At 72.2% G+C, this 25,999-nt stretch carries 26 protein-coding genes, 1 tRNA gene and 2 pseudogenes; 12 read left to right on the top strand and 17 right to left on the bottom strand.

Annotated elements, in window-relative coordinates; genetic code table 11:
- Positions 1-27 precede the first annotated feature (27 nt).
- Complete coding sequence (locus tag JOF36_RS26495) at positions 28-999, bottom strand: ROK family protein (protein WP_245350991.1); 972 nt, start codon at positions 997-999, stop codon at positions 28-30.
- Between the two features lie 105 nt (positions 1,000-1,104).
- Here JOF36_RS26495 and JOF36_RS26490 point away from each other — a divergent pair, with 105 nt between their 5' ends.
- Positions 1,105-2,208 carry a DoxX family protein gene (locus JOF36_RS26490; protein WP_245350990.1) on the top strand — a complete coding sequence of 368 codons (1,104 nt, stop codon included), beginning with the start codon at positions 1,105-1,107 and terminating at the stop codon, positions 2,206-2,208.
- A gap of 103 nt (positions 2,209-2,311) precedes the next feature.
- Here JOF36_RS26490 and JOF36_RS26485 read toward each other — a convergent pair whose 3' ends face one another.
- On the bottom strand, positions 2,312-3,469 hold the full coding sequence (locus JOF36_RS26485) for a hypothetical protein (protein ID WP_210031982.1): 1,158 nt from the start codon (positions 3,467-3,469) through the stop codon (positions 2,312-2,314).
- Between the two features lie 128 nt (positions 3,470-3,597).
- Here JOF36_RS26485 and JOF36_RS26480 point away from each other — a divergent pair, with 128 nt between their 5' ends.
- From JOF36_RS26480 to JOF36_RS26465, 4 genes are all read left to right on the top strand, one after another.
- Positions 3,598-4,794, top strand: coding sequence for a Tm-1-like ATP-binding domain-containing protein (locus tag JOF36_RS26480; RefSeq protein ID WP_210031980.1), 1,197 nt, complete (start codon positions 3,598-3,600; stop codon positions 4,792-4,794).
- Positions 4,791-5,624, top strand: a complete 834-nt coding sequence (locus JOF36_RS26475; protein WP_210031973.1) for a phosphoenolpyruvate hydrolase family protein — start codon at positions 4,791-4,793, stop codon at positions 5,622-5,624. The genes JOF36_RS26480 and JOF36_RS26475 overlap by 4 nt, the downstream gene beginning before the upstream one ends.
- A 71-nt stretch (positions 5,625-5,695) precedes the next feature.
- Positions 5,696-6,382 (top strand): hypothetical protein, encoded by a 687-nt coding sequence (locus tag JOF36_RS26470; RefSeq protein WP_210031971.1) that lies wholly within the window; start codon positions 5,696-5,698, stop codon positions 6,380-6,382.
- Positions 6,383-6,404: 22 nt separating this feature from the next.
- Positions 6,405-6,839, top strand: a complete 435-nt coding sequence (locus tag JOF36_RS26465) for an SRPBCC family protein (protein ID WP_210031969.1) — start codon at positions 6,405-6,407, stop codon at positions 6,837-6,839.
- 3 nt (positions 6,840-6,842) lie between these two features.
- Here JOF36_RS26465 and JOF36_RS26460 read toward each other — a convergent pair whose 3' ends face one another.
- Genes JOF36_RS26460 through JOF36_RS26450 form a run of 3 tightly spaced genes read right to left on the bottom strand, consistent with a single transcriptional unit; the run spans position 6,843 to position 9,927 of the window.
- Positions 6,843-7,592, bottom strand: a complete 750-nt coding sequence (locus JOF36_RS26460) for a hypothetical protein (protein WP_210031967.1) — start codon at positions 7,590-7,592, stop codon at positions 6,843-6,845.
- 29 nt (positions 7,593-7,621) lie between these two features.
- The gene (locus JOF36_RS26455; protein WP_210031965.1) at positions 7,622-8,644 is read right to left on the bottom strand and encodes an alanine racemase; all 1,023 of its coding nucleotides are present in this window, start codon (positions 8,642-8,644) and stop codon (positions 7,622-7,624) included.
- Complete coding sequence (locus JOF36_RS26450) at positions 8,626-9,927, bottom strand: D-arabinono-1,4-lactone oxidase (RefSeq protein ID WP_210031963.1); 1,302 nt, start codon at positions 9,925-9,927, stop codon at positions 8,626-8,628. The genes JOF36_RS26455 and JOF36_RS26450 overlap by 19 nt, the downstream gene beginning before the upstream one ends.
- A 169-nt stretch (positions 9,928-10,096) precedes the next feature.
- Here JOF36_RS26450 and JOF36_RS26445 point away from each other — a divergent pair, with 169 nt between their 5' ends.
- Complete coding sequence (locus tag JOF36_RS26445; RefSeq protein WP_210031962.1) at positions 10,097-11,725, top strand: flavin-containing monooxygenase; 1,629 nt, start codon at positions 10,097-10,099, stop codon at positions 11,723-11,725.
- A gap of 51 nt (positions 11,726-11,776) precedes the next feature.
- On the opposite strand, the gene JOF36_RS26440 is transcribed toward JOF36_RS26445, so the two are convergent.
- Both JOF36_RS26440 and JOF36_RS26435 read right to left on the bottom strand, forming a co-directional pair.
- A complete protein-coding gene (locus tag JOF36_RS26440; protein ID WP_210031960.1) occupies positions 11,777-12,001 on the bottom strand; it encodes a DUF2795 domain-containing protein in 225 nt (74 codons plus the stop codon).
- A 27-nt stretch (positions 12,002-12,028) separates the two neighbouring features.
- Positions 12,029-12,367 carry a DUF8129 domain-containing protein gene (locus JOF36_RS26435; RefSeq protein ID WP_245350989.1) on the bottom strand — a complete coding sequence of 113 codons (339 nt, stop codon included), beginning with the start codon at positions 12,365-12,367 and terminating at the stop codon, positions 12,029-12,031.
- Positions 12,368-12,566: 199 nt separating this feature from the next.
- Between JOF36_RS26435 and JOF36_RS26430 the strand changes: the two genes are divergently transcribed.
- A complete protein-coding gene (locus tag JOF36_RS26430; RefSeq protein ID WP_210031958.1) occupies positions 12,567-13,103 on the top strand; it encodes a metal-dependent hydrolase in 537 nt (178 codons plus the stop codon).
- Positions 13,104-13,112: 9 nt separating this feature from the next.
- Here the strand turns inward: JOF36_RS26430 and JOF36_RS26425 are convergent, their stop codons facing one another.
- A complete protein-coding gene (locus JOF36_RS26425) occupies positions 13,113-13,310 on the bottom strand; it encodes a DUF4177 domain-containing protein (protein ID WP_210031956.1) in 198 nt (65 codons plus the stop codon).
- A 1,118-nt stretch (positions 13,311-14,428) separates the two neighbouring features.
- On the opposite strand from JOF36_RS26425, the gene JOF36_RS26420 reads away from it, so the two are divergent.
- Positions 14,429-15,424 carry an ADP-ribosylglycohydrolase family protein gene (locus JOF36_RS26420; protein ID WP_210031954.1) on the top strand — a complete coding sequence of 332 codons (996 nt, stop codon included), beginning with the start codon at positions 14,429-14,431 and terminating at the stop codon, positions 15,422-15,424.
- Here JOF36_RS26420 and JOF36_RS26415 read toward each other — a convergent pair whose 3' ends face one another.
- From JOF36_RS26415 to JOF36_RS26390, 6 genes and pseudogenes are all read right to left on the bottom strand, one after another.
- A complete protein-coding gene (locus JOF36_RS26415; RefSeq protein ID WP_307862609.1) occupies positions 15,425-16,648 on the bottom strand; it encodes a DUF2075 domain-containing protein in 1,224 nt (407 codons plus the stop codon).
- A 22-nt stretch (positions 16,649-16,670) separates the two neighbouring features.
- A complete protein-coding gene (locus JOF36_RS26410) occupies positions 16,671-17,267 on the bottom strand; it encodes a transposase (RefSeq protein WP_372447464.1) in 597 nt (198 codons plus the stop codon).
- Between the two features lie 74 nt (positions 17,268-17,341).
- Positions 17,342-19,075: an IS1634 family transposase gene (locus tag JOF36_RS26405; protein WP_245350988.1), complete on the bottom strand. Its 1,734-nt coding sequence runs from the start codon at positions 19,073-19,075 to the stop codon at positions 17,342-17,344.
- A gap of 239 nt (positions 19,076-19,314) precedes the next feature.
- Positions 19,315-19,519 (bottom strand): annotated as a pseudogene (locus JOF36_RS39450) (transposase); the annotation flags it as partial.
- Positions 19,476-20,255, bottom strand: a complete 780-nt coding sequence (locus tag JOF36_RS26395) for a hypothetical protein (RefSeq protein WP_210031947.1) — start codon at positions 20,253-20,255, stop codon at positions 19,476-19,478. The gene JOF36_RS26395 and the pseudogene JOF36_RS39450, both read right to left, overlap by 44 nt.
- A gap of 176 nt (positions 20,256-20,431) precedes the next feature.
- Positions 20,432-21,298 (bottom strand): LLM class flavin-dependent oxidoreductase, encoded by an 867-nt coding sequence (locus tag JOF36_RS26390; protein ID WP_210031945.1) that lies wholly within the window; start codon positions 21,296-21,298, stop codon positions 20,432-20,434.
- Between the two features lie 111 nt (positions 21,299-21,409).
- Here JOF36_RS26390 and JOF36_RS26385 point away from each other — a divergent pair.
- From JOF36_RS26385 to JOF36_RS39440, 4 genes and pseudogenes are all read left to right on the top strand, one after another.
- Positions 21,410-21,484: transfer RNA gene (locus tag JOF36_RS26385), tRNA-Ile, on the top strand.
- A gap of 64 nt (positions 21,485-21,548) precedes the next feature.
- Positions 21,549-21,620 (top strand): annotated as a pseudogene (locus tag JOF36_RS41460) (hypothetical protein); the annotation flags it as partial.
- A gap of 19 nt (positions 21,621-21,639) precedes the next feature.
- Positions 21,640-21,780 carry a hypothetical protein gene (locus tag JOF36_RS39445; RefSeq protein WP_245350987.1) on the top strand — a complete coding sequence of 47 codons (141 nt, stop codon included), beginning with the start codon at positions 21,640-21,642 and terminating at the stop codon, positions 21,778-21,780.
- 38 nt (positions 21,781-21,818) lie between these two features.
- On the top strand, positions 21,819-22,235 hold the full coding sequence (locus tag JOF36_RS39440) for a hypothetical protein (RefSeq protein WP_245350986.1): 417 nt from the start codon (positions 21,819-21,821) through the stop codon (positions 22,233-22,235).
- Between the two features lie 279 nt (positions 22,236-22,514).
- Here the strand turns inward: JOF36_RS39440 and JOF36_RS26375 are convergent, their stop codons facing one another.
- The 3 genes from JOF36_RS26375 to JOF36_RS26365 form a co-directional block, all read right to left on the bottom strand.
- Entirely contained in the window at positions 22,515-22,982 is a 468-nt protein-coding gene (locus JOF36_RS26375; RefSeq protein ID WP_210031941.1) for a hypothetical protein, read from the bottom strand.
- A gap of 1,090 nt (positions 22,983-24,072) precedes the next feature.
- Positions 24,073-24,870 carry an ABC transporter ATP-binding protein gene (locus JOF36_RS26370; RefSeq protein WP_210031939.1) on the bottom strand — a complete coding sequence of 266 codons (798 nt, stop codon included), beginning with the start codon at positions 24,868-24,870 and terminating at the stop codon, positions 24,073-24,075.
- Positions 24,871-24,935: 65 nt separating this feature from the next.
- Entirely contained in the window at positions 24,936-25,991 is a 1,056-nt protein-coding gene (locus JOF36_RS26365; protein WP_210031937.1) for a FecCD family ABC transporter permease, read from the bottom strand.
- Between the last annotated feature and the right edge of the window lie 8 nt (positions 25,992-25,999).

Genomic DNA, 25,999 nt, shown 5'->3' with positions numbered 1-25,999 from the left:
CCGGAGGAGCGTAGCCCTGTTCCGTGCTCACGCCTCCTCGAGTGCCAGCAGGCCCGCGCCGATCTTGCCGGCGTCGCCCTTGTAGGTGGCCGGGAGGACCGGCGGGACGGGGCGGACCCCCGGCGGGCCGTAGTGGAACTCCCTGGCCGCCCGACGGGCCGGCCCGAGCAGCAGCTCGCCGACGTCGACCAGGCCGCCGCCGATCAGGACGACCTCGAACTCGAAGATCGCGTTGATGCCGGCGATCCCGATGCCGAGCGCCCGGCCGAGCCGCTCGAACAACGACTGCGCCGTCCGGTCGCCGGCCATCGCGGCCGTCGTCACGTGCCGGCCGGTCACCTCGCCGTCCGCCTCGCGGGCCAGGCCGGCGATCATGCCGTCCGGGTCGTGCGCGGCGGCGTTGTGGCCCATCCGGGCCAGCGCGGTGCCCGAGGCCATCGACTCCAGGCAGCCGTGGTTGCCGCAGCCGCACCGCGGGCCGTCCGGGTTGATCGTCATGTGCCCGACCTCGGCGCCGAGCCCGTGCGGCCCGCGGTAGATCCGCCCGCCGAGCATGATCCCGGCACCGACGCCGGTGCCGACGGTCAGCAGCACCATGTCGTCGTTGCGGGTGTCCCCGAGCCGGGCCTCGGCGAGCCCGGCGACGTTGCCGTCGTTGTCGACCACGGTCGGCAGCCCGGTCGCCGCCTCGAGGTCCGCGCGCAGGTCCCAGTCCTGGTAGCTGCTGTTGGGTGCCCAGCGGATCCGTCCGTCCGGCCACTCCACGGTCCCGGCCGCACCGACCCCGATCGCGCAGACGCCGGTACCGGCCTCGTGCGCGCGCAGCTCGGAGACCATGTCCCGCAGGAGACCGTTCATCGTGCCCGCGTCGGACGTGTCCGGGGTGTTGCGCCGCAGTTCGGCGTGGACCGTGCCATCCTCGCTCACGATCGCTCCGGCGACCTTCGTTCCTCCGATGTCGAGCCCGATCGCCCGCCGTCCGTTCGTCACCCGAGCCATGATTGCGACACCACTGTCGTGGTGCCACACCCGGCCCCGGGTTTGCGGACGTGCCAGACCGGGGAAAGGTGACCCATGCCAGTCTTGCGACGAGTTGCCCGGCCCATGCTCGCGGCCATTTTCATCTACGGCGGTGTCAACGCGTTCCGTCAGGCGGAAGGCCACGCGCAGGCCGCCAAGCCCGTCCTGGACCAGGCCGCCCCGGTCATCGACCGGGTGGTCGAGAACGCGCCGATGGACCGGCGCCCCGACAACGAGACCCTGATCAAGGTGGACGCCGGCGTGAAGATCGCCGCCGGTTCGCTGCTGGCCGTGGGCAAGTGCCCCCGGCTCGCCGCCACCGCGCTCGCGGCGTCGATCATCCCCACGACGCTCGCCGCGCACCGCTTCTGGGAGGAGACCGACCAGCAGCGCCGGGCCGACCAGCAGATCCACTTCCTGAAGAACGTCGGGCTGCTGGGCGGGCTGCTGATCGCGGCGGCCGACACCCACGGCAAACCGTCGAACGCCTACCGGGCCCGCAGGACCGCCGAGCAGGTGCAGGCGCGGTTCTCCTCCGACGCCGACTCCGAGACCGGTGCCCAGCTCGCGGCCGGGCTGGCCGGGGCGGGCTCGTCCATCGCGGCGGCCGCGGCAGGTGGCCGGGAGAAGCTGCACGACGCGGTCGACGAGTACGGCCCGGTCGTGCGCGAGCGCGCCACCGAGTGGAGCGGGCGGGCGTCCGAGCAGGCGGCGCACCTGGGTGAGGTGGCCTCGACCAAGGCGTCGACCTGGTCCGACCAGCTCTCGGTCGCGGCGGAGAGCGCCGCGAAGAAGGCGGAGAAGCGGGCCAAGGTGGCCGAGAAGAAGGGCGCCAAGCTCGCCAAGGTCGCGAACAAGAAGGGCGCGAAGCTGGAGAAGGCCGTCGACAAGCGCGGCGCGCACTACCGCAAGGCGGCCGACCGGACCGGTGACCGGTGGATCCAGGAGGCGGAGCGCCGCCGGGCCCGCTGGGAGAAGCAGGCACAGAAGGCCGTCGCCCGTGCCGAGAAGCGTGCCCCGGAGTACGCCGACCGGATCTCCACGCTCGCGACCCAGGCCCAGGCGCAGGCCGCGAGGTTCGGCTCGGACCTGGCCGACCGCGCCGCCACGGCCGGGGCCGACGCGGCGAAGCAGGCCAAGGGCGCCGCGAAGGACGCCCGCAAGCGGGCCGAGGCCGCCGCTCGCTGAGCCCCCTCCGTTCGGCTCCGAGGAGCTCCGGACCGGTCGTCGTCGCCGGACCGGGGCTCCTCGAGCCGTCTGTGCGCCGGATCGAGTCGTCTGTGCGCCGGACTCAGGCGGGGCGCAGGACCTGCAGCTCGCCGGTCTCCAGCGACCGCACCTCGACGGCGACATGGCCCGACCACGACGGCGGGCGCAACGCGTTCGCCATCCGGGTGAACAGCGCCTGGGTGCGCGCGTTCGCGGCGGCCTGGTCGGCGATCAGGTTCGGCATCATCGCGCCGGAGCGCTTGCGCACGGTCAGCGGCAGCACCGAGAGCTGGGTGAGGAGCCGGTGCAGCCGCCCGACGTCCGCGACCCGCCCGGCGAGATCCGACTCCACGATCGGCCGCAGCGCCGGCAACGACCGATTCGGCGAGCGCAGCAGGTCGTCGGCTGCGGTGAGCAGGATCCGCCGCGCGTCCAGGACGAGCCCCTGGTAGGCGCTGTGCACGGCACCCGGGAAGCCCGTCCAGCCCAGCTTGCCGACCTCGCCGAGCAGCTCGCGCAGCCCGATCCCGGGCGTCCCCGCGTGGTCGGTGGTGGCGACGACGCGCTCCCACCCGGCGATCCACGCGTGCGTCCGGTGGCGCAGCACGGACAGGTTCGCGACCGCGGTGTCCAGCCCGGCGGCCGAGGTGATCGCCCCGTGTTCCAGCAGCTCGGTCTGCGCAGCGCGCAGCGACTCCTCGGCCGCGCGCAGCCGCGAGTCCAGCCCCGTCCCGCAGGACGGGGCGAGGTCCCCGACGGCGGCGGTCAGCTCGTCGAGCACCCGGTGCTGGGTGTCGGTCGCGGCGATCTCCACGGCGAGGGTCAGGGCGAGCAGGCCGAGGTCCGCTCCGGGGCCCGGGCCGGAACCGGGCACGCCGACCGGGACCAGCGCCGACGGGCCGGGGTACGCGATGGCCGGCTCGGCCCCGGCGAGGCGCAGCAGCGGCTCGGCGCCGAACGCCTCGGGGAGCGTGAGCCGGAAGGTCAGGCCCCGCTCCGGGCCCCGCGAGGGGCTCGGGCCGAGCCGGCGCGCCAGCTCACTCGACGGCGAGAGCGTCGTGCCCCAGCTGCGGTCCGCCTCCGCGGGACCGGCCTGCTGCCAGCTCAGCAGCAGCGCGGGGCCGGGGGAGAAGCCCCGTGCGGGTCGCGGACCGCCGTTGCGTTCCGGGGCGTCGGCCACAGCGGGCCGCCCGTCGAGCGGGAGCACGATGCCACGTGGGTCGTCCGGGTGACCGAGCATGTCTCTCCAACGACGTCAGGGGCCACGAGTCGCGAGCCCGGGGGACGAGGGCGCTGGTGTCATAGTGCCCTGCGTCGATCCGGTCCCGATCCTCGCCCCGGAGTGGGCAGTACCGGTAGAACTCCGGTGTGGGGACCGCATACGTGATCGGCACGTACGACACCAAGCACGACGAGCTGCAGTTCGTGGCGGACCTGGTGACCGCGGCGGGGGTGCCCGTGTGCCGGGTCGACGTGTCCACGCACGACCCGCAGCGGGCGGCGGCGCGGGTCGACGTCCCGGCGTCCGAGGTCGCCGCGCACCACCCGGACGGCGCTGCGGCGGTGTTCACCGGGGACCGCGGCAGCGCCGTCGTCGCCATGGCGGAGGCACTGCGGGCGTTGCTGGCCACCCGCGAGGACGTCGGCGGGGTGCTCGGGCTCGGGGGCTCCGGCGGGACGGCGCTGGTGACACCCGCGATGCGTGCGCTGCCGGTCGGCGTGCCGAAGGTGATGGTCTCCACCGTCGCCTCCGGCGACACCACCCCCTACGTCGGCGCGAGCGACATCGCGATGCTGTACGCGGTCACCGACATCGCGGGCCTGAACCGGATCTCGCGACGGGTCCTCGGCAACGCCGCGCACATGCTGGCCGGGGCGGTGGCGGCTCCGGTGGCACCCGCGGACACCGACCTGCCCGCCGTCGGCGTGACGATGTTCGGCGTCACCACCCCGTGTGTCGACGCGGTGCGCGAGCGGCTCGGCGACCGGGTGGACGCGCTGGTCTTCCACGCCACCGGCTCGGGCGGGGCGTCGATGGAGAAGCTGGTCGGCTCCGGCCTGATCGACTCGGTCCTCGACCTGACCACCACCGAGGTCGCGGACCTGCTCGTCGGCGGGATCATGGCGGCGGGCGAGGACCGGCTCGACGCCGTCGCCCGCACCGGCGTGCCCTATGTCGGGTCCTGCGGAGCCCTGGACATGGTCAACTTCGGCGGGATCGCGACGCTTCCGGAGCGCTTCGCCGGTCGGCTGGTCTACGAGCACAACCCGAACGTCACGCTGATGCGGACCACTGTGGAGGAGAACCGGGCGATCGGGCAGTGGCTGGCGCGCAAGCTGAACGCGCTGACCGGGCCGTGGCTGTTCCTGCTCCCGATGGGCGGGGTGTCCGCACTGGACGCGCCCGCGCAGGCGTTCCACGATCCCGAGGCCGACGCCGCGCTGTTCGCCGTGATCGGATCCGGTGTGTCCGATGCGGACCGTGTGCGGCTGGTACCGCACCACGTCAACGATCCCGAGTTCGCCGACGCGGTCCTGGCCGCGTGGCGGGAGGTGCAGGCATGAGGCGGTTCACCCGGGCCGAGCTGATGGACCGCTTCGCCGGCATGGCGGCGCGCGGCGAGCCGATCGTCGGCGGCGGGGCCGGGACGGGGCTGTCGGCCAAGTGCGAGGAGGAGGGCGGGATCGACCTCGTCGTCCTCTACAACTCCGGCCGCTACCGGATGGCCGGCCGTGGCTCGCTGGCGGGCCTACTGGCCTACGGCAACGCGAACGACATCGTCGTCGAGATGGCGGCCGAGGTGCTGCCGGTGGTGCGGCACACGCCGGTGCTGGCCGGGGTCAACGGGACCGATCCGTTCCTGCTCACCGACCGGTTCCTCGACGAGCTCGCCGGGCTGGGGTTCGCCGGGATCCAGAACTTCCCGACCGTCGGGCTGATCGACGGCAACTTCCGGGCGAACCTCGAGGCGACCGGCATGGGCTACGCGCTGGAGGTCGACCTGGTCGCCGCGGCACGCGCCAAGGACCTCCTGACGACGCCGTACGTGTTCTCCGCCGACGACGCCCGTGCCATGGCGCGGGCCGGGGCGGACATCGTGGTGTGCCACATGGGCCTGACCACCGGCGGCTCGATCGGTGCTGCGGTCGCGCCGAGCCTGGACGAGTGCGTCGAGATGGTCGACGAGTGGGCCGCGGCCGCGCTGGAGGTTCGCGACGACGTGCTCGTGCTGTGCCACGGGGGGCCGATCGCGATGCCGGACGACGCCGCGTACGTGCTGCGAAACGCGCGGGTCTGCCACGGGTTCTACGGGGCCTCGTCGATGGAGCGTCTGCCGGTCGAGCGGGCACTGACCGAGCAGACCCGTGCCTTCAAGAACGCGCTGGGGCGATGATGGCGACGAAGCGGCCAGGGCCACCGCCGGGCGGGGACTGGCGGCGCCGGATGGCGGTGCGCGGTGGCCGCGTGTCGCACACGATCGCCGCGCACGGCTGGCTGGTGTTCCTGCTGGTCGGGGTGGCGGTCGGGATCGTGCTCGGAATCGCCATCGGTGTCTCGGAAGCCGGGCAGTACCCGGCCGGTGAGCTGATCGCGCGCACGATCGGGTCCGCGATCGCGGGAGTGATCTTCTGCGCGGTGCCGTCGGTGCTGTTCGTCGGGCTTCCCGGCCAGTTCCTCGCACGCTCGTACCTGCGCTCGGCGAGCCCGCAGGAGCGACAGGCGATGCAGCAGGCCACCGCGGACGCACCGGCGGTCCTCCCGGACGGGCTGACGCCCGGTTCTCGCTGGGCACTCGCCTACGAGGGCTGTGTCGGGTCGGTCACCGCCTTCCACGGCGTCGTCCGGACCGTGCCCGACGGTCCCGCGAAGGACTGGCTGCTCGACATCGGCCGCCGCCTGGACGGAAAGCTCGCCCGGGCGTTGCGGACGGCCCAGCTGGGCGAGAGCGTCGAGATCGGTGCGCCGGGCGGCGACGTCGCCCGTTCGGTCGGGGCACAGCTCGAGGTCGCCCGGGCCGCGTTCCACGACACCACCACCCACGCCGCGTCCATCGCGCTGGACCTGCGGACCGGGAACAACTTCGAGGCCGTCCGCTCCCAGCTCGACGTGCTCGCCGCGCAGGCCCCGCACCTGCGCACCGAACCGACCTGACCGCTCCCGAGGAGGAGACCCGATGCCCCGCCCCTATTCCAGCGCCGTGATCCCGGCGCCGCTGGCCGAGATCTGGCCGCACATCCGCGACTTCGGCGGCATCCACCGCTGGCACCCCGCGATCGAGTCCTGCGAGCTGACCCGCGGCGCGTCGGCCACCGACATCGGGGCGCAGCGCCGGTTGCGCCTCGGCGACGGCGGTGTCGTCGTCGAGGACCTGCTCGCCCTCGACGACCGCGGGCACGCACTGACCTACGAGATCGTCGAGTCGCCGTTCCCGGTGCGCCGCTACGTGTCCACCGTGCGGCTCGCCCCGGTGACGGCCGTCGGGCACACCTTCGCCGAGTGGTGGGTGGAGTTCGACGCCGACGCCGCCGACGAGGGCAGCCTGGTCGACCTGTTCGCGAACGGGGTGTTCGGGACGGGGCTGGCCGCGCTGGCGCAGCGGTACGCCTGATCTTCAGCGGATCGGCACCGGCCATCCGCTGTGCCCGCGACGGTCCCGGGCCGCGGTGGCGGTGGCGTAGAGCTGGACGTCGCGCAGGCCGACCCCGATCCCGGCCCGGCGCAGGTGCTCCACCAGCGGCCCGACCTCCCGCGTCCACCACCGGGCCGCGAGGTCCCGCCGGTCGGTGACCGGGTCGCCGCGCAGGGACTCCCGGTAGCCCCACGCCTCCGCGGCGTCGGCGAGGCGCATCCAGTCCGACGACCGGTCCAGCCACAGCCGGGTACGCACCTCGTCGGGCAGCGGGATCCGGAGCAGGAACTCCCGCTCCGCGGCCTTGCTCGGCAGGTGCGCGGCCCGCAGGCACGCCATGGCGTAGGCGATCGTGCAGATCCGGCGCACGCGCGACGGCACGACCAGGTGCCCCCGCGTGCGCGCGACCGAGACCCGGTGGTGCCCGTCCACCACGAAGTACATCTCGCCGAGCCGCATCAACTCGACGCGCGGCACGCCGCCCGGGCGCGCCATCGCCGCCGCGACCGCGTCCCACCGTTCCTGCAGGTCACGGTTGCGCAGCCGGAACGACCCGTCGAAGTCACCGGCCCGGCCGACCGTGCCGACGATGTGTGCCACCGGGACGTCGTCCGGGTACTCGATCATGTCGCCGTCCCGCCCCAGCGCGGTCACGGCATCCTCGTACGGGACGAGGGTGTCCACGTCGGCGGAGCCGGTGCCGGTGCCGGTGCCGGTGAGCGGGTTGCGCACCCGCCCAGGGTACGAAGCGGTGGGCCCCGTCACCAGCCTCGGAGGTCGACCGCCCAGGTGTCGAGGACCTCGGCGTCGGGCCCGGCACCGTCGACGACGTGCATCCGCTCGTGCAGCGCGACCGTCGGGTCGATGTGTGCGGGCACGACCCGTACCCGGTCGCCGGCCCGGGGCGGGACGTCCGCCGCGAACGTGAGGTGCTCGTCGGAGCAGAACCACACGGCCGCGCCGGGGACGGACGGGTTCCCGTGGTCCATCCCGAAGGCCTTCAACCCGGCGTCGGCGACGGCCCAGCCGGGCGCGTCCCCGGCCGGTGCGGTCGTCGAGACCACGGTGGACAGCACGGTCAGCGCCTGCCGGAACGGCAGTCCGGCGGCGGTGTAGGCGGTGTCCATCAGCGCGTAGGAACCGGCCTGGATCTCGGTGCACGCGGTGTTGTGTGCGTGGGTGCCGGTGCCGCCGCCGGAGATCACGTCCCCGCCGACGTCGGCGTGCGCGGCGAGCAACCGGTCGGTGCACTCCGTGGTCAGCCGGGCGCGTTCGGCGGCGTCGGTGAGCAGCTGCAGGTGGCCCTCGTAACCCATCACCCCGCGCACGCTCAGGCCCGCGGCCCGGGCGGTGTCGGCGAGCGCGCCGGCGTGCTCCGGTGCGATCCCGCAGCGCGGCAGCCCGATGTTGACGTCGATCAGCACCTCGCGCACGCCGCCGTCCACCGCGGCCCGCAACGTCTCGGGGGAGTCGATCGCCAATGTCACCCGGGCGCCGGCCGCGACGACGGCGCCGAGCCGACGGGCGTCGAGCACCTCGTTGGCGAGCAGCAGGTCCGCACCCAGCCCGGCCGCGGCCATGCCCTCGACCTCGCGGACCGTGGCGCAGGTGAAGCCGTGGTGGCCGTGCGCGGTCTGCCGGGCGGCCAGGGCGGTCGTCTTGTGCGCCTTGACGTGCGGGCGCAGCTGCGGGCCCGGGTGCGCCGCGGCCATGTCGGCGAGGTTCGCCTCCAGCGCGCCGGCGTCGACGAGCAGGGCGGGGGTGGTCAGGTCGGCGAGGCGCACGGCACTCCCAGAACCCGGTCGAGGTAGGCGTTGCGGAACCGGCCCTCCGGGTCGAGCCGGTCGCGTGTCTCGACGAACGCGTCGAAGTGGGGGTAGCGCGGGCGCAGCTGCGCCGCGGTCATGCCGTGGAGTTTGCCCCAGTGCGGGCGTCCATCCAGAGCGGACAGCACGGACTCCACGGCGCCGAAGTACGCATCGTGCGGGCGTCCGGAGTGGACGTGGACGGCGAGGTAGGCGGTGTCCCGTCCGTGCGCCGTCGACAGCCATGCGTCGTCCCCGCCGAGCACCCGGACCTCGACCGGGAACGTGACGTCGCGGGCGTGCCGCTCGGCGGCGGCGCGCAGCCCGGCGAACGCCTCGGGCAGTGCCTCGCGGGGGACCGCGTACTCCATCTCCAGGAACCGGACCCGGCGCGGGCTGCAGAACACCTCGTAGGACCGCCCGACGTACTCCGCGGACGCCATCCGGCCGGCCAGGACCGCGTTCAGCCGGGGGACCAGCGGGGGGAGCAGCTCGCCGGCCCGGCACACCAGCCCGAACCCGGCGTTGCCCAGCAGCTCGTCACCGATCCAGGCGGCCGCACGGCCGCGGCGCGGTTCCCGCTCGTCGGTGCGGTCGTTCACCTTGAGCGCGGCGACCTCGGTGTGCGGGAACCAGTAGAACTCCACGTGGTCGTGGCGTGCGGCGAGGTCGTCGAGCCCCTCGAGCACCTCCGGCAGCGGCCGGGCCGACTCGAGCGCGTGCAGGTGGAAGGCGGGCACCGTGGCGAGGGTGACCTCGGTGATCACACCCAGCGCGCCGAGGCCCACCCGGGCGGCGTCGAGCAGCGGACCCTCGGTGACCCGGCGGACGGTCCCGTCGGCGAGCACGACCTCCAGGCCGCGGACGCCGTCGGCGATGCTCCGGTACCCGGCGCCGGTGCCGTGCGTGCCGGTGGAGATCGCACCGGCGACGGTCTGCTGCTCGATGTCGCCGAGGTTCGGCAACGCCCGCCCGTGCGCCCAGAGCCTGCGGTTCAGCTCCCGCAGCCCGACGCCCGCCGGGACGTGCACCAGGTCGCCGTCCACCCGGATCCCGGCCGGGTCGGACGGCGGCCGGATCGCGACGCCGTCGGGCACCCCGATGCCGGTGAACGAGTGACCGCTGCCGAGCGCCTTCACCCGCAGGCCGGTGAGCGCCGCGGCGCGGACGGCGTCGGCGACCTCGCCGGTGTCGCGGGCCCGGACCGTGCGGACCGGCCGGGTGCGCTGGTTGCCCGCCCAGTTCCGCCATCGCCCCGTCACGGTGTCAGCATCCGGATCACGACCGACCCGGTCAATTCACCTCGTGTCCGCCCGGGCCGGGTACACCGGCGGCATTGCCTACCGGCCGTCCGTCAGGCACATTCGAAGGTGACGGGCGTCACGACGGGGTGGCGTCCCCGAGTGCTGCAGGCACGTGCGGAGGTTCGTCATGACCGACCAGCCCATCGACACCGCTGACCTGGACGCGATCGTCATCGGCGCGGGGATGTCCGGGCTCTACATGCTCCACCGGCTGCGCGACACCCTCGGCATGCGTGCGCTCGTGCTGGAGCGGGCCGAGGACGTCGGCGGGACCTGGTACTGGAACCGCTACCCGGGCGCGCGGTGCGACTCGGAGAGCTACTTCTACAGCTTCTCCGACCGGCTGTCCGAGGACCTGCTGCAGGAGTGGACGTGGAGCGAACGGTTCGCCGCGCAGCCGGAGATCCTGCGCTACCTGCAGCACGTCGCCGACCGGTTCGACCTGCGCCGCGACATCCGTTTCGGGACCACGGTGACGTCCGCGGCCTGGGACGAGGACGGCACGCGCTGGCTGGTCGACACCGACGACGGCCGGCGCCTCTCGGCCCGCTACCTGATCACCGCCGTCGGGTGCCTGTCGACGACGAACCTGCCCGAGTTCCCCGGCCGGGACACGTTCGCCGGCGACAGCTTCCACACCGGGGCGTGGCCGCACGAGGGCGTGGACTTCACCGGCCGCCGGGTGGTCGTGATCGGCACCGGGGCGACGGCGGTGCAGGCGGTGCCGGAGATCGCGGCCGAGGCGGAGCACGTCCACGTCCTGCAGCGCACACCCAACTACGACATCGCAGGCGGCAACCGCCCGATGACCGAGCACGACGCCCGCGAGATCAAGGAGAACTACACCGACATCTGGGCCCGGACCCGGGAGACCGGGTTCGGGTTCCCCTACGACGCACCGGACCGGACGGCCCTGTCGGTCGACGACGAGGAGCGCCGGCAGATCTTCGAGGAGGCGTGGCAGCGCGGTGGCTTCCGGCTCGGCACCACGTTCAACGACCTGCTCCTCGACGAGGCGGCCAACGACACGGCGGCCGAGTTCCTCCGGGAGAAGGTCCGGGAGCGGGTGCAGGACCCGGCGGTCGCGGAGCTGCTCTCCCCGTCGGACCATCCGTTCTTCACCAAGCGCCCGCCGCTGGAGAACGGGTACTACGAGACGTTCAACCGGGAGAACGTCACGCTGGTCGACCTCCGGCAGGCCCCGATCGAGGAGATCGTCCCGAGCGGTGTCCGGACGGCGGCGGAGCAGTACGACGCCGACACGATCGTCTACGCCACCGGGTTCGACGCGATGACCGGGACCCTGTTCAAGCTGGGGATCACGGGCAGCGACGATGTCCCGCTCGCCGAGCGCTGGGCGGACGGCCCGCGCACCTACCTCGGTGTCGCCGCCGCCGGGTTCCCGAACCTCTTCATGATCACTGGTCCGCAGAGCCCGTCGGTCCTGTCGAACATGCCGGTGTCCATCGAGCAGCACGTCGACTGGATCACCGATCTGCTGCGGCACCTGCGCGACAACGGGCAGCACCGGATCGAGGCGTCGGAGGAGGCGGAGCAGGAGTGGATCGCCCACCACGACGAGGTCAGCGGGGCGACACTGCTGCCCCGGGCGAACTCGTGGTGGGTCGGTGCCAACATCCCCGGCAAGCCGCGCCGGCTCTACCCCTACGTCGGCGGCGTCGGGGTGTACCGGGGGATCTGTGACGACGTCGCGCAGAAGGACTACGAGGGTTTCGTGACGTCCGCACCCGCGTGAGGAACCTGCCGTCGCGTCCGGTCGACCGGCGCGACGGCAGGTGGCGTGCACTCAGCGGTCGGTGCCGCCCGGGCTGTCGCCCTCGGGCTCCTGCGGAACGGCGTCGACCACCTGGCCGATGCTCTCGTAGGTGCGCTCCGGCAGCCCGCGCATGGCTTCCAGGGTCTTCTCGTCCGCGTCGCGGTCGCGGGCGTAGTCGAGCACCTCCTGGCGGGTGCGCGGGAAGTCGGCGCCCTGCAGCGCCTTGTCGACACGAAGGTCGTCGCGGAAGGTCATCGGTCCTCCTCGGTACGCGGTGCCGGCTCAGCGGATCGGGCGGTTCGGGGTCTGTCCCGCGACGCCGTGGCGCAGCGGCTGGTTGTTCGCCTGCTTGTCGCTGTCCTCGACGGGCGAACCGCGGTCCGGTGTGGACGGAACCTCGGGCTGGGCACCGGCAGGGTCGCCGCCGGTCGGCTCCGCGGCTCCGGAGCGCAGGTCGTCGAGCCGGCGTTCGAGCAGCTGCACGACCTGGACGCGGTTCGCATGCCCGCGTTCGTGCTCCAGCAGGCGTGCCACCCCGTCGGCGTCGAGCGTGCGCACCCGGTGGGCGATCGAGTTCTCCGGTAGTTGGTCGTAGTCGGGAATCGGCAGATCGTCGGTCATGCCCTCGGGGTACCTCGCGTGCCCGGGCCGAATCATCCGGGTCCGCGGAGGACACCCGCGTGTCGCGACGGTCACCGTCCGTGACGGTTACGTAGGGTGGGTATCGGCCCGCCCGGCCGCCGTCCCTGGCCGGGACCGGTCGCGCGCGCCGTGACCCGTCCGCCGACCCCGGGAGTGCCGCCGCCGTGATGACGAGGTGATGGGCCGTACCCACGCGCTGTCGGGGGCGGTGCTGGGACTGGCCGTCTGCACGGTCGTCCCACCGCCGCCGATCCTGGTCCCGGTCGTCGTGGTGGTGTGCGCACTGGCGGCGTTCGCGCCGGACCTCGACCACCCGTCCAGCACCGCGACCCGGGCGTTGGGGCCGATCACCTGGCTGCTGTGCCGGGTGATCCGGTGGCTGTCGAAACGGCTCACCGGGATCTCGCACCGCGGCCTGTCCCACTCACCGCCGTTCGCGGCGCTGGTCGGGCTGCTCGCCTGGTGGGGGACCGGGTTCCTGGTGCCCGGCGACACCGCGGTCTGGACGGGTGTCGCCGCGGGCGCCGGGTGCTGGATCGGGGCGATCGGCGACGAGCTGACCTCGGCCGGGAACCGGTTCGCGTTCTGGCCGCTGGCCTGGATCCGCTGGCCGGACTTCCTGCGTTTCCGGACCGGCGGACCGGGCGAGCACATCGTCGTCGGGCTGCTCACCCTCACCGGCGTCGCGCTGGTGACGGGGAGCTGGGCGTGGTGAGGAGCCTCGCTAGCGCTGCCGTTCGAAGGTCACCAAGATGCCGTCGACGCCGCCGGGCCCGACCCGGCCCTTCACCTCGGTCGAGGTGATCGACTTCAGCTGCCAGCCCTTGCCGGCATGGTCGTTGAGGATCCGCTCCAGCTTGTCGCCGGACATCTTGCCGCCGATGAGCCCCTCGCGGAGCTCGACCACCTTGTACTCGTACATGCCGTGACAACGTCGGCAGGCCGGTCGCGGGTTCCCGGTCGGCGCTCTCCAGGCGAATGAGAGCGTCTCTCGATCAGTTCCCCGGCGAAGTACGTCCTCGCGAGGCATCACAGACCAGGCTGTGCCGTGCGACCGGAAATCCGGCCGGCCGATCGATCAGACCCGATGTCGTGTCGTGCGTTCGCTCCGACATGAGGGCGCTCGGTCAGCCGGCGGCTGCATCAGCTGAGCGAACAACGCAGGGCTGCCGTGTTCGACGGGAGCGACGCGCGGCGCAGCCGGTTGCAGCAGCGGCCGGGGCACGTCCGCGGGCCCGGTGAACTCAGGCTCCCTGAGTGTGTGTAGCCGGGGCGAGCGCGGCGCCGCCGGAGGCATCGACCCGCGTTCCGCGGAACGACCACGAGGTGGAGGCAGATGGGTCGCCAGGCATCGGCCGGTCGGGAGGCCGTTGCACGTGTCCGGGATGCGTTCCGCGGAACGCAGACGGGCGGGGCACCGGGGCCGATCGGGTGCCGCGATGCGGCCGGCAGTCGCGCCTTTCTCGGTCGGTCAGGGCTCGGTGTGTCCGTTCCGCGGAACGCGGCATGGTCGAAACTGGGCGCGTTCCGCGGAACGCAGCGTGGTCATGAGCGGGGTGCCCTCGCGGTGCCCGAGTTGTTCGGCCGGTGTGTCCGGTCCACGGCACCCAGGCCGGGTGGGCTGGTCGTCGGGAGAGGCTCCGAGGGGCTGGGTGCGTTCCGCGGAACGTCGGTCGGTCAGATGGCGAGGTGGGCTCCCTTGTGGTGCCCGGGCCCGTGGCGTGGCCGGTGCGTGCGTTCCGCGGAACGCGGATCGGGCCACGAGACATCAGGTGCGGTCTGTGGAAACCGGGGCAGGTCGGGAGTAGGGGTGGGGTGTCCGCGCGCCGCCGGGCTCGTTGCTGGGTACGGCGCGCGCGTTCCGCGGAACGCGCCGCCGGAACGTCCGGGCCGGCCTGCCGACCGTGCTCACGCCGGTCGCCGAGCCCGGTGCCATGTGCCGGGGAAGGGTTTCGTCTGCAGACGTCCGCCGAGGACGGCCTCGTGTACGTGCTGGGAACCGGGTCGGGTCGGGCAGGCGCCGGTAGAGTCCGCGTCGTCATGGCCGGTGAAGGCGTGGACGGGGTGCGCGACCGGGCCGCCGGCGCACTGCTGGGCGCCGCGGTCGGGGACGCGCTGGGTGCGCCCTACGAGCACGGCTCGCGCGCACTCACCGATGCCCCGGAGATGCTCGGCGGCGGTGTCGGCGACCGGGCGCCCGGGCAGTGGAGCGACGGCATCGCGACGATGTGCGTGATCGCGCAGGTCGCCGCGACCGGCGCGGACCTGCGCAGTCCCGAGGCGCTCGACGCGATCGCCGACGGGTTCCTGGAGTGGTTCGCCACCGACCCGACGGCCGTCGATCCCCGGACCCGCGCGGTGCTCACCGGCCTGCAGCCCGGTCCGGGGTCGGCGGCGCGGATGCGGGACCGGGCTGCCGAGCTGCACCGTGCGGGCCGCGGTCCTGGGGCTGCCCGCGCTGCTGAGCGCACCGGACGCAGCGCCGGCAACGCATCGCTGATGCGCACCGCGCCGGTCGCGCTCGCCCACCTCGGCGACCCGGCCGCGATCGTCGAGGCCGCGCACGCGGTCAGCGCGCTGACCCACCACGACCCGGTCGCGGGGGAGGCCTGCGCGTTGTGGTGCCTGACGGTCGACCACGCCGTGCGTACCGGCACCCGGGACCTGCGCGTCGGACTCGACCGGCTCGATCCGCAGTGGGCGGTCTATGTGGAGGAGTCGGAGTACCTGCCGCCGAGGTCCTACGCGCGGAACAACGGTTGGGTGGTCGCCGCCCTGTTCGGGGCGTGGGCGGCGGTCGAGCCGGCGTCGTCGTTCTCCGAGGGGGTGGTCACCGCGGTCCGCGGTGGTGGGGAGACGGGCACCGTCGCCGCGATCGCCGGGGCGCTGCTCGGGGCCGGGTTCGGTGCCTCGGCGGTACCGGATCCGTGGCGCCGGGATGTGCACGGGTGGCCGGGGTTGCGAGGCTCCGACCTGAGCCGGCTCGCGCTGGACTGTGCCGGGAAGGGAGCGGGCGGCAGCGCCGAGCCGGGTTGATCAGCGGCACATCTCCTCGAGGAACGCCTGGGTCTGCGGGTCGGTGGAGAACACCGCCGTGCCCTTCATGCCGCGGGTGAGCAGCACCTTGTAGGTGTTGCGGACGAGCGCGGGGAACTCGTCGTCGCCCGCCTTCCGCACCGGCCCGTCGTGCGACGACGACCGGTCGGCCAACCAGGCAGCGCCCCGTCGTACGAGGTCCGGCCCCATGATCACGCCGGACCAGTCGTACTCGAAGCCCTGCGCGGTGTAGATGCAGCCGACCTGCCCGAACCCACGGTTATCGCTGGCCCAGAAGTGCGACGGCGGGACGTCCGGCACGGCCTTCTCGGGTTTGGCGTTCCACGGCCGGGACCACCCACCGATCACGACGTCGTCGACGAGCCGGCGCCCGCCGTCGTCGGTGACGGGGTCGCTCCACCGCCAGCGGTAGCCGGCCGCGAGCCGTGCGGTCTCGGACGTGCCCTCGGCCTTCGCGAGGAGCCATCCCTCCAAGGCTGTGGGGGACGGCAACGCCGCGACCCGGTATGTCTCGTCCCGCGCGGTCCCGGTCAGCTCGGACCAGCGGATCGGGGGGCGGGGATCGAGCCCGAGCAGGCGCAGCACCCACTGCTCGTAGAACTCCGAACCGCCGCACCGGTACTGCCCGGCGAGCCGGACGACCTCGACCCGGCACCCGGCGCGTTCCGCGGCTGCCCGGATCTCGGCCTCGGTGCCCATCTCGCCGGGGCGCACGACCTGGTGCTCGTCGAGAAGGAACACCGGCACCCGGGCGATACCGATCAGCTCGTCCACCTGCGGGCGGGCCTTCGCCCGCTTCTCGGCCTTCGTGAACCGATTGACGCTGGTCTCCCGGATCCGGTGCGCCTCGTCGCAGATGACGACGTCGAGCGAGTTCGGTTCGAGCCCGATGAAGCTGTTGAAGTACTGGAAGATCTTCTGCGACCGCGCGGAGCGTGACCCGACGACGATCTTGCGCAGGGTCTGGGTGAACGCGCTCGACCCGGTGGCGTGCATGACCTCCCGGCCCTTGCGGGACAGATCGCCGAGCAGGCTCAGCGCCAGCACGCTCTTCCCGGAGCCCGGTCCACCGAGGACGATCACCGCGGTCTTCGTGTTGTGCCGGTGCGCGCGGTCGACGGCGTGCTCGACGAGCGTGTAGGCCACCTTCTGCTCGTCGACCAGCACGAACTGTTCACGCCGCTTCACCTCGTCCGCCGCCACACTGAGAGCGTGTTTGAGAAGATCAACTTGTTTGGGTGAAGGTGCGTCGCTGCTGTCGGGTGGCAGGTCCGCCGCGGGCGAGGCGGCGGGTCATGGTGTTGATCGCGGCCCAACGGATCATCGCCTCGGAGGTCGCCCGGTGACGTTCGTAGTCGCGAGCCAAGCGACGGTGGGCGGTCAACCAGGCCAGGCTGCGTTCGACCGCCCAGCGTCGTGGGATGACGACGAAACCGCGCTGACCGGCGGGTTTGCGCACGATCTCGATCGTGGTGCCCACGATGGTCTGCGCCCAGTCGACCAGGCGTCCGGCGAACCCGGCGTCGGCGAACACGAATCGCACCGTGGTGGCCAAGTAGGCGCCGAGCAGGGCGGTCTTGGCGCCGTCGCGGTCCTGACGCCCGGCAGAGCAGACCATCACCGTGAGCAGCAGCCCGAGGGTGTCGGTGACGATGAATCGTTTGCGACCGTTGACCTTCTTCCCGGCGTCGTAGCCGCGGGAGTCGCGGCCGACGGTATCGGCGCCACGCACGCTCTGGGAGTCGATGATCCCCGCGCTCGGCTCAGGGTCACGCCCCTCGGCCTGCGTTCCGCAGCCGAGGTGAGCGTCTAGGACGCGGATTGCGATGTTGACCTGCGGAAATGAGGGTGAGCACGCGCAGTGCGTGTGTTACTAGGCGGTGGCGTTGTGCCTGGTCAGCGACCTGCGGGGGTGATCTCGATGATCTTCTTGGGGAGGGGGAGGTCGAGTCGGGCGTAGAGGTCGGTCTGGGGCTTGGTGGGGTCGGTGCGCTGGCGGAATGTCCCGGTGGGGCCGGTGAAGGTGACGGCGTGGAGCCGGTCGAGGTCGCGGCGGATGTGGTGCCAGGTCTGGCCGGTGGTGGTCTCGGCGATGCGGATGAGCAGTAGCGCGAGCCAGCAGAGCATGACGTGGGCGCGGATGCGTTCTTCGAGGCGGTGATAGACCGGGCGCAGGTCGAGGATCTGTTTCATGTCGCGCCAGCCGCGCTCGACTTCGAGGAGTTGCTTGTAGCCCAGCGCGATGTCGGTGGCGCTCAGGTGCGGGTCCGAGCAGCGCAGCAGGTACTTGCCGTCCAGGTTGGCCTCGGTCTTGATCTTCGCCTTGTCGATGCGCAGCAGCCCGCCGGGGGTGAGGCGCAGGTAGCGGTTCAGGCCGGGCTTGGTCGAGATCTTCCCGCGCAGCTCGCCGCGTTTCATCGTCGGGAGCTTGTCGGATCCGGCGATGAGCTCGTCGAGTTGGGCGACGAGCCGGTCGCGGATGTGGGCGTCGCGCTCGGCGGCCTCGGGGTTGTGGCAGATCACGAACCGCTCGCTGTCGGAGACCTGCACTTCCTTGACCCGCAGGTTCTCGCCGATGGTGGTGTAGCGGCCCTGCCGCGACAGGGCGGTCTTGATCTCCGGGCTGTCCGAGCGGAGCTTCTCGCCGATGATGTAGGTGTGCTCGCCGCGACGTAGGTAGCGGCGGTTGGCTTGTGAGGAGAAGCCGCGGTCGGCGACCCACACGATCTTCGACAGGGTCCAGTCCCGCATGTCGTCGCGGACCTGGCGGATCAGTTTCGAGTCGGCGGTGTTGCCCGGCCAGCACCACACCCGCACCGGGATCCCCTCGCGGGTCACCGCCATCCCGATCACGATCTGGGGCAGGTCGTCGCGGGAGTCCTTCGACTTGCCGTAAGTCCGGAACCCGGCCGCGCTCTGCTCGTCGTCGGTGCCGTCCTGACCGTCCTGACCGTCCTTGCCGTCCCGGCCGGCCACGACCTGCCCGTGTTCGTCGCGGTCCACCGGTGTGTCGGGATCCTCCAGCTCGAAGTAGGTGGAGGTGGTATCGAAGAACAGCAGGTCGACCTCGAGGTTGAGCAGGTTCGCGACCTGGGCAAACACCTCGCGCTCCAGGTGTTCGCGCACGTCGTGGAGCCAGTCCATCGCCCGGTAGCAGACATCGTCGGAGGTCTCGGGCAGGCCGTCGATGTGCACATCGTTCGAGATCCAGTCCGCGGCGGCCAGCTTCGACGACGGCGCCAGGGCCCGATTGGCGACCAGCCCGAACAGCACCCGCTCGAACGGCGCGCTGCCCCGCCGCTTGGCCAGCAACCTGTTGAGCACCGTGTCGATGCCCAGCCGGCGCCACAGCCCGTCGAGGACATCCGTGCCGCCCAGCGGGCGCGAGCCGAGCAAGCTCAGATCCGAACCGGCGGTGGCCTTGAGCGCCGCTGCCGGGTCGAGCAGCCGTGACAGCGACACGATCAGCCGCTCGATCGCCGCGGTGTCGACCTGATCGGTCCGCCCGAAGCTGTAGAGGATCTTGGTGCGAGCGGCGCGGGCAGCAGGGTCCCAGTCGTTGTGGACCAGCTGCAGGTAGGACACCCGGGTCCCGTTGCGGTTCTGCCGCTTCACCTCCCGCAAGAACATGTCCCAGACACTATCGACATCCAGCCACGTCAATCAACCTACACGGGACGATTCGTGTACTAGGCGTTCACGCGGTCGAACACTAGGCGCGAACCGCTGACCTGCCCACACCGCCCAGACGTGTCCCAGAATCCACCATCAGCTGCGGAACGCAGGCTCGGCTGCTCGGAGCTGTCTACGCACGATCGGGAGGATCTTCTCGGTGACCCGCTGCTGCTCCCACCGGTTGAAGTACCAGTACACGGTCTGCCACGGCGGGAAATCAGCTGGTAGGGCGCGCCAGGAGCAGCCAGCGCGTACCACGTAGAGGATCGCGTCGACCACGTCCCGGCGCGGGTGCTTCTCCGGCCGCCCGCCCGACCCAGGCGCGGGCAGCAGGGTCTCGATCAGCGCCCACTGCTCATCGCTGGTGTCCGAGGGATACCGCTTCCTCCGTCGAGCCACCCATCCACCGTGGACTCAATCCACCCTCGCGTCCCGCAGACACGCCGACGCTTCTCAAACACGCTCTGAGAAGCGGCTTCGACGGCCGCGGTGCCGCGTCCAGGAGATGATCGGCTGCGTTTCGGCACGCGTGCGCGGTGGCCGGATCGGCGTCGAGCAGCCCCCGCAGCTCCTGCACCAGCTTGCCGCGCTGGTCACCGCGGAAGAGTCTGCCCTGCTCGTCGACCTCGTAGTTGCTCAGCGTCCACCCGGCCGCGGCGGCGTTGTGCAGGTAGGCGATGCCGTGGACGTCGCTGTGCTCGGGCGCGAGCGCGGGCACGAAGTCGACGAGATAGTCGCAGTAGCCGCGGACCTGGTCGACGGGGTGCAGGACGGGCCGGCCGTACTGCGGGACGTCGACGAGGCCGTCCGCGCGCTGCACCGCGTTCGTCCACTGCTTGAGCTCGACGACGACGTAGCTGGGTCGCCTCGTGGACGGGTGGACGCCGCAGAGGATCGCGTCGACCCGTTTCGGGGAGAACGGCAGCTTGTGCTCAATCAGGACCTCGACGTGGTCGAGACCGGCGTCGTGGACGTCGGCGAGCAGCGCGGGCAGGCTCTCCCGCCAGGAACGGACCTCCCCGGCACCGACCGCGCTGTCGAACGCGATCCGGGCCTCTCGCACGAGGAGTTCGTCCAGCTCACGGGCCTGAGCCTTGGCACGCAGGGTGGCAGCGTTGTGGCGGACCAGGGCCACGGGGGAACCTCCGCAGGGCACGCGTCATCGGCGTGCGGGTGTGGAGGCAATGTCGGAGTGACCCGGTGCCCGGCGGTCCGCAGAGGATCACCGTACGTGCTCGACGGGTAGGGTCGGCGGACCGGCGCGGTGCGCTGTGCCGGCCGTTCGCACGAGCCGGGCTATCGGTCCGCTCGTTATCGCGCCGTGCGCAGCACCGGTCGCGGCCGCAGCAGCGGGACGTCGTCGTCGGGTTCGTCATCGGCCTGCGGCACCGGTGGCGGGTGGGCCGGCCCGGCCACGCCGAGGAACGGGCGCACGTACCGCGCGGTCCGCTCCATGACCTCCCGGTGCACGTCGGCGGTCGCCGTCGCCGGCTGCGCCTGCACGACGACCTCGCCGGCCCAGGGCAGCGCGGCGTCGGCGAGCAGGTCGTCGATGATCCGGCCGGTGGAGTGACCGGCCGGCAGGGGACGGGAGAGCGCGACCCGGGGCACGCCGCGCGCGTAGGTCCAGTACCGGGCGAGGTCGGGGACGCCCCCGGAGCCGTCGACCGCGGGCTTCCCGGACAGGAGCCCCAGTCCACGGTCCGCTGCGGCGTCCGAAGAGGACGCGGTAGCCCACCACGTCCGCTGCTCGGCGAGCGCGGTGGGCAGAAGCTCCAGCAGGACGTCCAGCGTCGCGAGGGTGTCGGCGCGCCGGTCGTCGTGGCGGCGCCCGAACCGCTGCGACGCCGTGGGATCCGCCCCGACGCCGATGCCCAGCTCGAGCCGCCCACCGGACAACGCGTCGAGCGCCGCGGCGTCCTCGGCGAGGCGGCGCGGGTCCTCCAGGGGCAGCGCCACGGCGGCGGTCCCCAGGCGGATCAACCGGGTCCGCTCGGCCGCGGCCGCCAGCAGCACCAGCGGGGACGCCAGCCGCCCGCCCAGGTGGCCGTCGTGATGCTGGGCCACCCAGAACGAGTCGTAGCCGAGCTCCTCGGCATGTACGGCGAGCTCGACGGTCTCGCGGTAGGCCCGCGCGGGATCGTCGCCCGTGACATGGGTGAGGTAGCCCAGACGCATGCCGGGAGCGTAGGTCGTGCGGGCCCCGTCCCGGACGGGTGATCGGGTCACGCAAGGGCGTTCGGGCCGGGCTGGACCGGCGGGCGTGCTCCGGTAATCTGCGAGCTCCCAGCGGCGGTAGCTCAATTGGTCAGAGCAGCGGACTCATAACCCGTCAGGTTGCCGGTTCGAGCCCGGCCCGCCGCACAACACTGCAGCTCACGGGCTTGCGAGCATGTCGAGCGACGGCGAGTAGCGCGTGTGTGGAAGGATGGCGGCTGCGGGAAGGGACCTGGTCGTCGTCGACGAGTCTGCGATGACGGACACGGCGTCGCTGTCGGCGATCCACGACCATGCCGAGCGTGCCGGAGCCAATCTCCTGCTCGTCGGTGACCACCGCCCAGCTCGCTGCCGTGGGCGCCGGCGGCGGGATGGAGCTGCTCGCGGCAGCCGGGTCGCGCGACGAGCTGGCCGACGCCCGCTGGTTCGACGCGCCGTGGTAGCGGGAGGCGTCGCTGCGCCTGCGTGCGGCGACGAGGACGTGTTGCGCACCTACCGCCGGCAGGGCCGGATTCTCGACGCCGGCACCCGCGAGGAGGCCGAGGCGTCGGGTGCACGGGCGTGGCTGGCTGACACTCTCGCCGGATGCCGGATGCCGGATGCCGGATGCCGGATGCCGGATGCCGGATGCCGGACGCCGGACGCCGGACGCTGTTGCTCGTCGACTCCAACGAGCGCACACGGCAGCCCTGCACCGCGACCCGCTCTCGGTGATCGCGGGATCCTGGCCATCGGTCGGAACGCGGCACCGCCGTCGGCACTGGCGGCGGCGACCGCGGCCGTCGAGCGGGCGGACAGCGTCCGCACCGCCGCCGAGATGCTCGCCGGCGCCGCCCAGCTCGCCGCGACCGAGCGACCGCGTCGTGGCTGGACCAGCCCACGCTCGACGGCACGCTGACGCTGGAACAGCGGTCTCGCATCGCGCCGAGGACGGCACCGCGACCCTGACCCGGATCCTGCGCCACGCCGAGGTCGCCGTCCGGGACCCGCGGGCGGCGCTTGACCAGGCGATCGAGCGCGCGCTCACCGGATCCCGAAACCTCACGAACGTGCTCTACAGCCGCATCCGTGAGGACCACCGGTTCGATCCGATGGGGGAGGCCTGGGCGGACTGGATCCCGAAAGTCGACAACCACGAGTGGCACGATTACCTCGCCGCGCTCGCCGAGGCTGCTGATCAGAAGGCGGAGAAGCTCGGGCTCGACGCCCTCGCCGACCCGCCCGCGTGGACGGTCGAGGCACGCGAACTGTTGCCGGTCGACGCGATCGAGCAGCAGGGCTGGCGGTACAAGGCCGGGACGATCGCCGCTACCGCGAGCTGCGCGACCACGACGACACGGACCGGGTGCTCGGGCCCGCTCCGAAGCCAGGACAGGTCGAGGAGTTCGCCGCCTGCCGGGCCGCGTGGCGGGCCCTGGGGCACCCCGAGATCGACCGGGAGCACCAGGAGATGTCCAACGAGCAGCTCCGCACGCGGGTCCGGGCCGCGGAGCGGGAGGAAGCGTGGGCGCCGTGCTACGTCGTCGACGAGCTGGCCGGGACTCGCCAGGCTGCAGCAGCGCACCGCCGTGACGCTGCGCTGCGACGTGCCGAGGCGGAGACCGTGCCCGACGAACACCGGAAACGGACGCTCGCCGACGGGCACGAGGCCGATCCCTGGCCGGGGTCCTGGAGCGACAGAGCGAGCAGTTGCAGGAGGTCGATGACGCTCGCGCCCGGTGGCTCGCGCATACCGCCGCGGCCCGGGCCGAGGCGGAGCCGGCCGCCGCAGAACTTGCCACCCGCGAGGTCGACGAGGGATCCAGAGGTCACGGCCGCTGAGTGGACGGAGGCGCACCGCGCCGCCGTCGCCGAGGACGAGCGACACCGGGAGATCTCCGAGCACGATCTCAGCGATGACGTGCACGAGGACGTCGCGATCATGGATGACGATCGCGGCGAGGACCAGGTCGACGACGTCCGAGCGGTTGCGGCGGAGGAGCCGGCCGGGTTGCAGGTCGACGCGGTCCGAGTGCCGGAGGCGGCAGAGGTCGTGGACTCGGTCGGCGACGCGCGGCGCGCTCGCCGAGATCGAGGCCCGACAGGCGGTGGACGAGTGGGAAGCCGCCGAACACCGGGAAAGCGAGGTGAGTCGATGGCACGGCGACGACATCGCCAAGGCCGAGGCGTCCGCGGACTACGAGGACGGCGAAGCGGTGATGTCGTGACCTTCCGACGTGCCCGGCCTCGGTAGCGATGGAGGGGCGGATTTGATGCCACGCCCACCGGAGCGTGGCGACGATCCCCTCGTATCAGCCTGGTTGCGCCGTGAGCCGAGGCCGACGTGATGTGAGTAGCTCAGCGGCGCGTACTTCCTCGGCGACCAACTCCTCGGACGCGAGGACGCCAGGTGGCGGGCGACCGGGCCGCTCGTGAGCGTGCGAGCCAGCGGCACGTAGCGACGACGGTGCCGACGTACCAGTCCGTCTTGCCTCGCGCGGTGTCCTCTCGTGTCAAGGTCTCGACGTCGAGCGGACCGAGCCGCTGCCACACCGGGACGCCGAAAATCCGGTGGCCAAGCGTGAGTCCCGATGAGTGCACGCGGATCAGACCGTCCCGGCCGGTGCCGCAGGTGCATGGCCGTCACTCGGGCCGGGACGTGCCGGCTCGGGACTGCGGTGGGAAGCCACGCACCGACGGCGGCCACCGTCCCACAGGTCATCGGCGTCGAGGTTCCTGCGGCCCACCGCACGACGTCAGTCCTCGGCAGCCCTGAGCAGCCGGTAGGGCAGACACTGCGGGCTGCCGTTCCGCGGGTCGTAGATGATGTCGGCCTCGACGCCGAAGATGTCCCTGATCACGCGCGAGGTGACGACCTCGTGCGGCGGTCCGGCGGCGTGGACCGCGCCCTCGCAGAGGGCGATCATGTGGTGCGAGTAGCGCGCGGCGCTGTTCAGGTCGTGCAGCACCATGACGGAAGTCTGTTTCTCCTCGCGGTTCAGACGGGCGAGCAGTTCGAGTACCTCGAGCTGATGGGCCATGTCCAGAAAGGTGGTGGGCTCGTCCAGCAACAGCGTGTCGGTCTCCTGGGCCAGGGCCATGGAGATCCAGGCACGCTGACGCTGGCCACCGGACAACGTGTCCAACGGCCGGTCGGCGAACTCGTCCACGCCCGTGATCTCCAGTGCGTGGGCGACGGCCCGCTCGTCGGACTTCGACCACTGCCGGAGGAAACTCTGGTGCGGGTAACGACCCTGGGAGGCCAGCTCGCGGACGGTGAGTCCCTCCGGGGCCCGTGGGTCCTGGGGTAGCACGCCCAATCTCTTCGCGACATCGCGGGTGGCGAGGTTGGCTATGGCCTCGCCGTCGAGGTAGACGGTGCCGGTGCGGGGCTTCAGCAGGCGAGCCATCGCACGCAGCAGAGTCGACTTCCCGCAGCCGTTCGGACCGACGATCGAGGTGATCCGACCCTGCGGCACGTCCACCGAGAGATCGGCCAGTACGGTCCTCTCCTCGTAGGCGAGCCAGATTCGCTCGGTCCTGAGCTTGCTCACGGCTCTCGACTCCCTCTCAGGTACACATGTCCTCCGGCGTTCTCTCGACGATCGGGTCTCGAGGTCTATGTGTTCCTGCTCCTGTAGAGCAGGTAGATGAAAAAGGGCGCACCGAGCATCGCGGTGACGATTCCGGCCGGGATCTCCACCTGCGGGAGGACGGCTCGACCGACGAGGTCCGCGCCGACGACGATCGCTGCTCCGGTCGCCGCGGCCACAGGGATGAGGCTGCCGTGGGACGAGCCGACCATCTGGCGGGCGATGTGTGGGGCCATCAACGCGACGAACCCGATCGTCCCGGCTGTGGCCACCGCGGTGCCGGCCAGCACCACGCTCGTCAGCAGGAGTAGCGCACGCGTCCTCCTGACGGGCACGCCTATGACGTGTGCGACATCGTCGCCGAGGTTCAAGGCGTTGAGGTGGCGGGCGAGGAACAACGCCAGCGAGAGAAAGAGTAGCAACCACGGCAGGAACGAGTACAGCTCGTCCCAGCCGCGGCCGTAGATGCTTCCGGTGAGCCAGATCAGGGCGAGAGAGACCTGTTGCACCTCACCGAAGGTGATCATGAATGTCGTGCCGGCGCCGGCGGTCGCGCCGAGCCCGATACCGACGAGCACGAGTCTGACCGGCGAGCTGTCTCCCCTCCAAGCCAGCACGTACAGCAACGCAGCCACGATGAAGGCGCCGCCCAATGCCGCCGGCTGCAGATATGCCGCGGAGGCCGACGGCACGGCCACGATCAGGCTCACCGCCGCCAACGACGCCCCGGCGTTGACACCGACGATATCGGGCGCGGCGAGGCCGTTGCGCGTTAGTCCCTGCAGTATCGCCCCGCTCACAGCCAGTGCGGCCCCCACGGCCACGGCGACCAGTGCACGTGGCAGCCGGACGGTGTTGATGATGAAGGCTTGACCGTCGTCGTCCCCGAGACCGAGAACCGTGCGCACGACCGCCGACGGCGGCACCGGATAAGCGCCGTAGCCGACATTCACCACCACCCCGGCGAACACGATCAGACACAGCACGACGAAGATCAGGGTCGCGCGCAGGTCCAGCTTCAGTGAGACCGGTCCGGCTCGGAGTGTGGCCTCACCGGTGGTCAGACGGGAGACGATCGACATCAGGCGAC

It is taken from the genome of Pseudonocardia parietis (assembly GCF_017876315.1).
Lineage (GTDB): Bacteria > Actinomycetota > Actinomycetes > Mycobacteriales > Pseudonocardiaceae > Pseudonocardia > Pseudonocardia parietis.
Note: the sequence above shows the minus strand (reverse complement) of the source record. Positions and strands in the feature narration are given on the sequence as shown.

Coding starts and splice junctions, on each gene's coding strand:
- JOF36_RS26390 (WP_210031945.1), bottom strand. CDS start 21,298: ATGCGTCTGGGCTACCTCACCCATGTCACGGGCGACGATCCCGCGCGG.
- JOF36_RS26490 (WP_245350990.1), top strand. CDS start 1,105: ATGCTCGCGGCCATTTTCATCTACGGCGGTGTCAACGCGTTCCGTCAG.
- JOF36_RS26425 (WP_210031956.1), bottom strand. CDS start 13,310: ATGTACGAGTACAAGGTGGTCGAGCTCCGCGAGGGGCTCATCGGCGGC.
- JOF36_RS26365 (WP_210031937.1), bottom strand. CDS start 25,991: ATGTCGATCGTCTCCCGTCTGACCACCGGTGAGGCCACACTCCGAGCC.
- JOF36_RS26435 (WP_245350989.1), bottom strand. CDS start 12,367: ATGACCGACGATCTGCCGATTCCCGACTACGACCAACTACCGGAGAAC.
- JOF36_RS26465 (WP_210031969.1), top strand. CDS start 6,405: ATGCCCCGCCCCTATTCCAGCGCCGTGATCCCGGCGCCGCTGGCCGAG.
- JOF36_RS26440 (WP_210031960.1), bottom strand. CDS start 12,001: ATGACCTTCCGCGACGACCTTCGTGTCGACAAGGCGCTGCAGGGCGCC.
- JOF36_RS26445 (WP_210031962.1), top strand. CDS start 10,097: ATGACCGACCAGCCCATCGACACCGCTGACCTGGACGCGATCGTCATC.
- JOF36_RS26430 (WP_210031958.1), top strand. CDS start 12,567: ATGGGCCGTACCCACGCGCTGTCGGGGGCGGTGCTGGGACTGGCCGTC.
- JOF36_RS26405 (WP_245350988.1), bottom strand. CDS start 19,075: ATGTTCTTGCGGGAGGTGAAGCGGCAGAACCGCAACGGGACCCGGGTG.
- JOF36_RS26475 (WP_210031973.1), top strand. CDS start 4,791: ATGAGGCGGTTCACCCGGGCCGAGCTGATGGACCGCTTCGCCGGCATG.
- JOF36_RS26420 (WP_210031954.1), top strand. CDS start 14,429: ATGGCCGGTGAAGGCGTGGACGGGGTGCGCGACCGGGCCGCCGGCGCA.
- JOF36_RS26495 (WP_245350991.1), bottom strand. CDS start 999: ATGGCTCGGGTGACGAACGGACGGCGGGCGATCGGGCTCGACATCGGA.
- JOF36_RS26485 (WP_210031982.1), bottom strand. CDS start 3,469: ATGCTCGGTCACCCGGACGACCCACGTGGCATCGTGCTCCCGCTCGAC.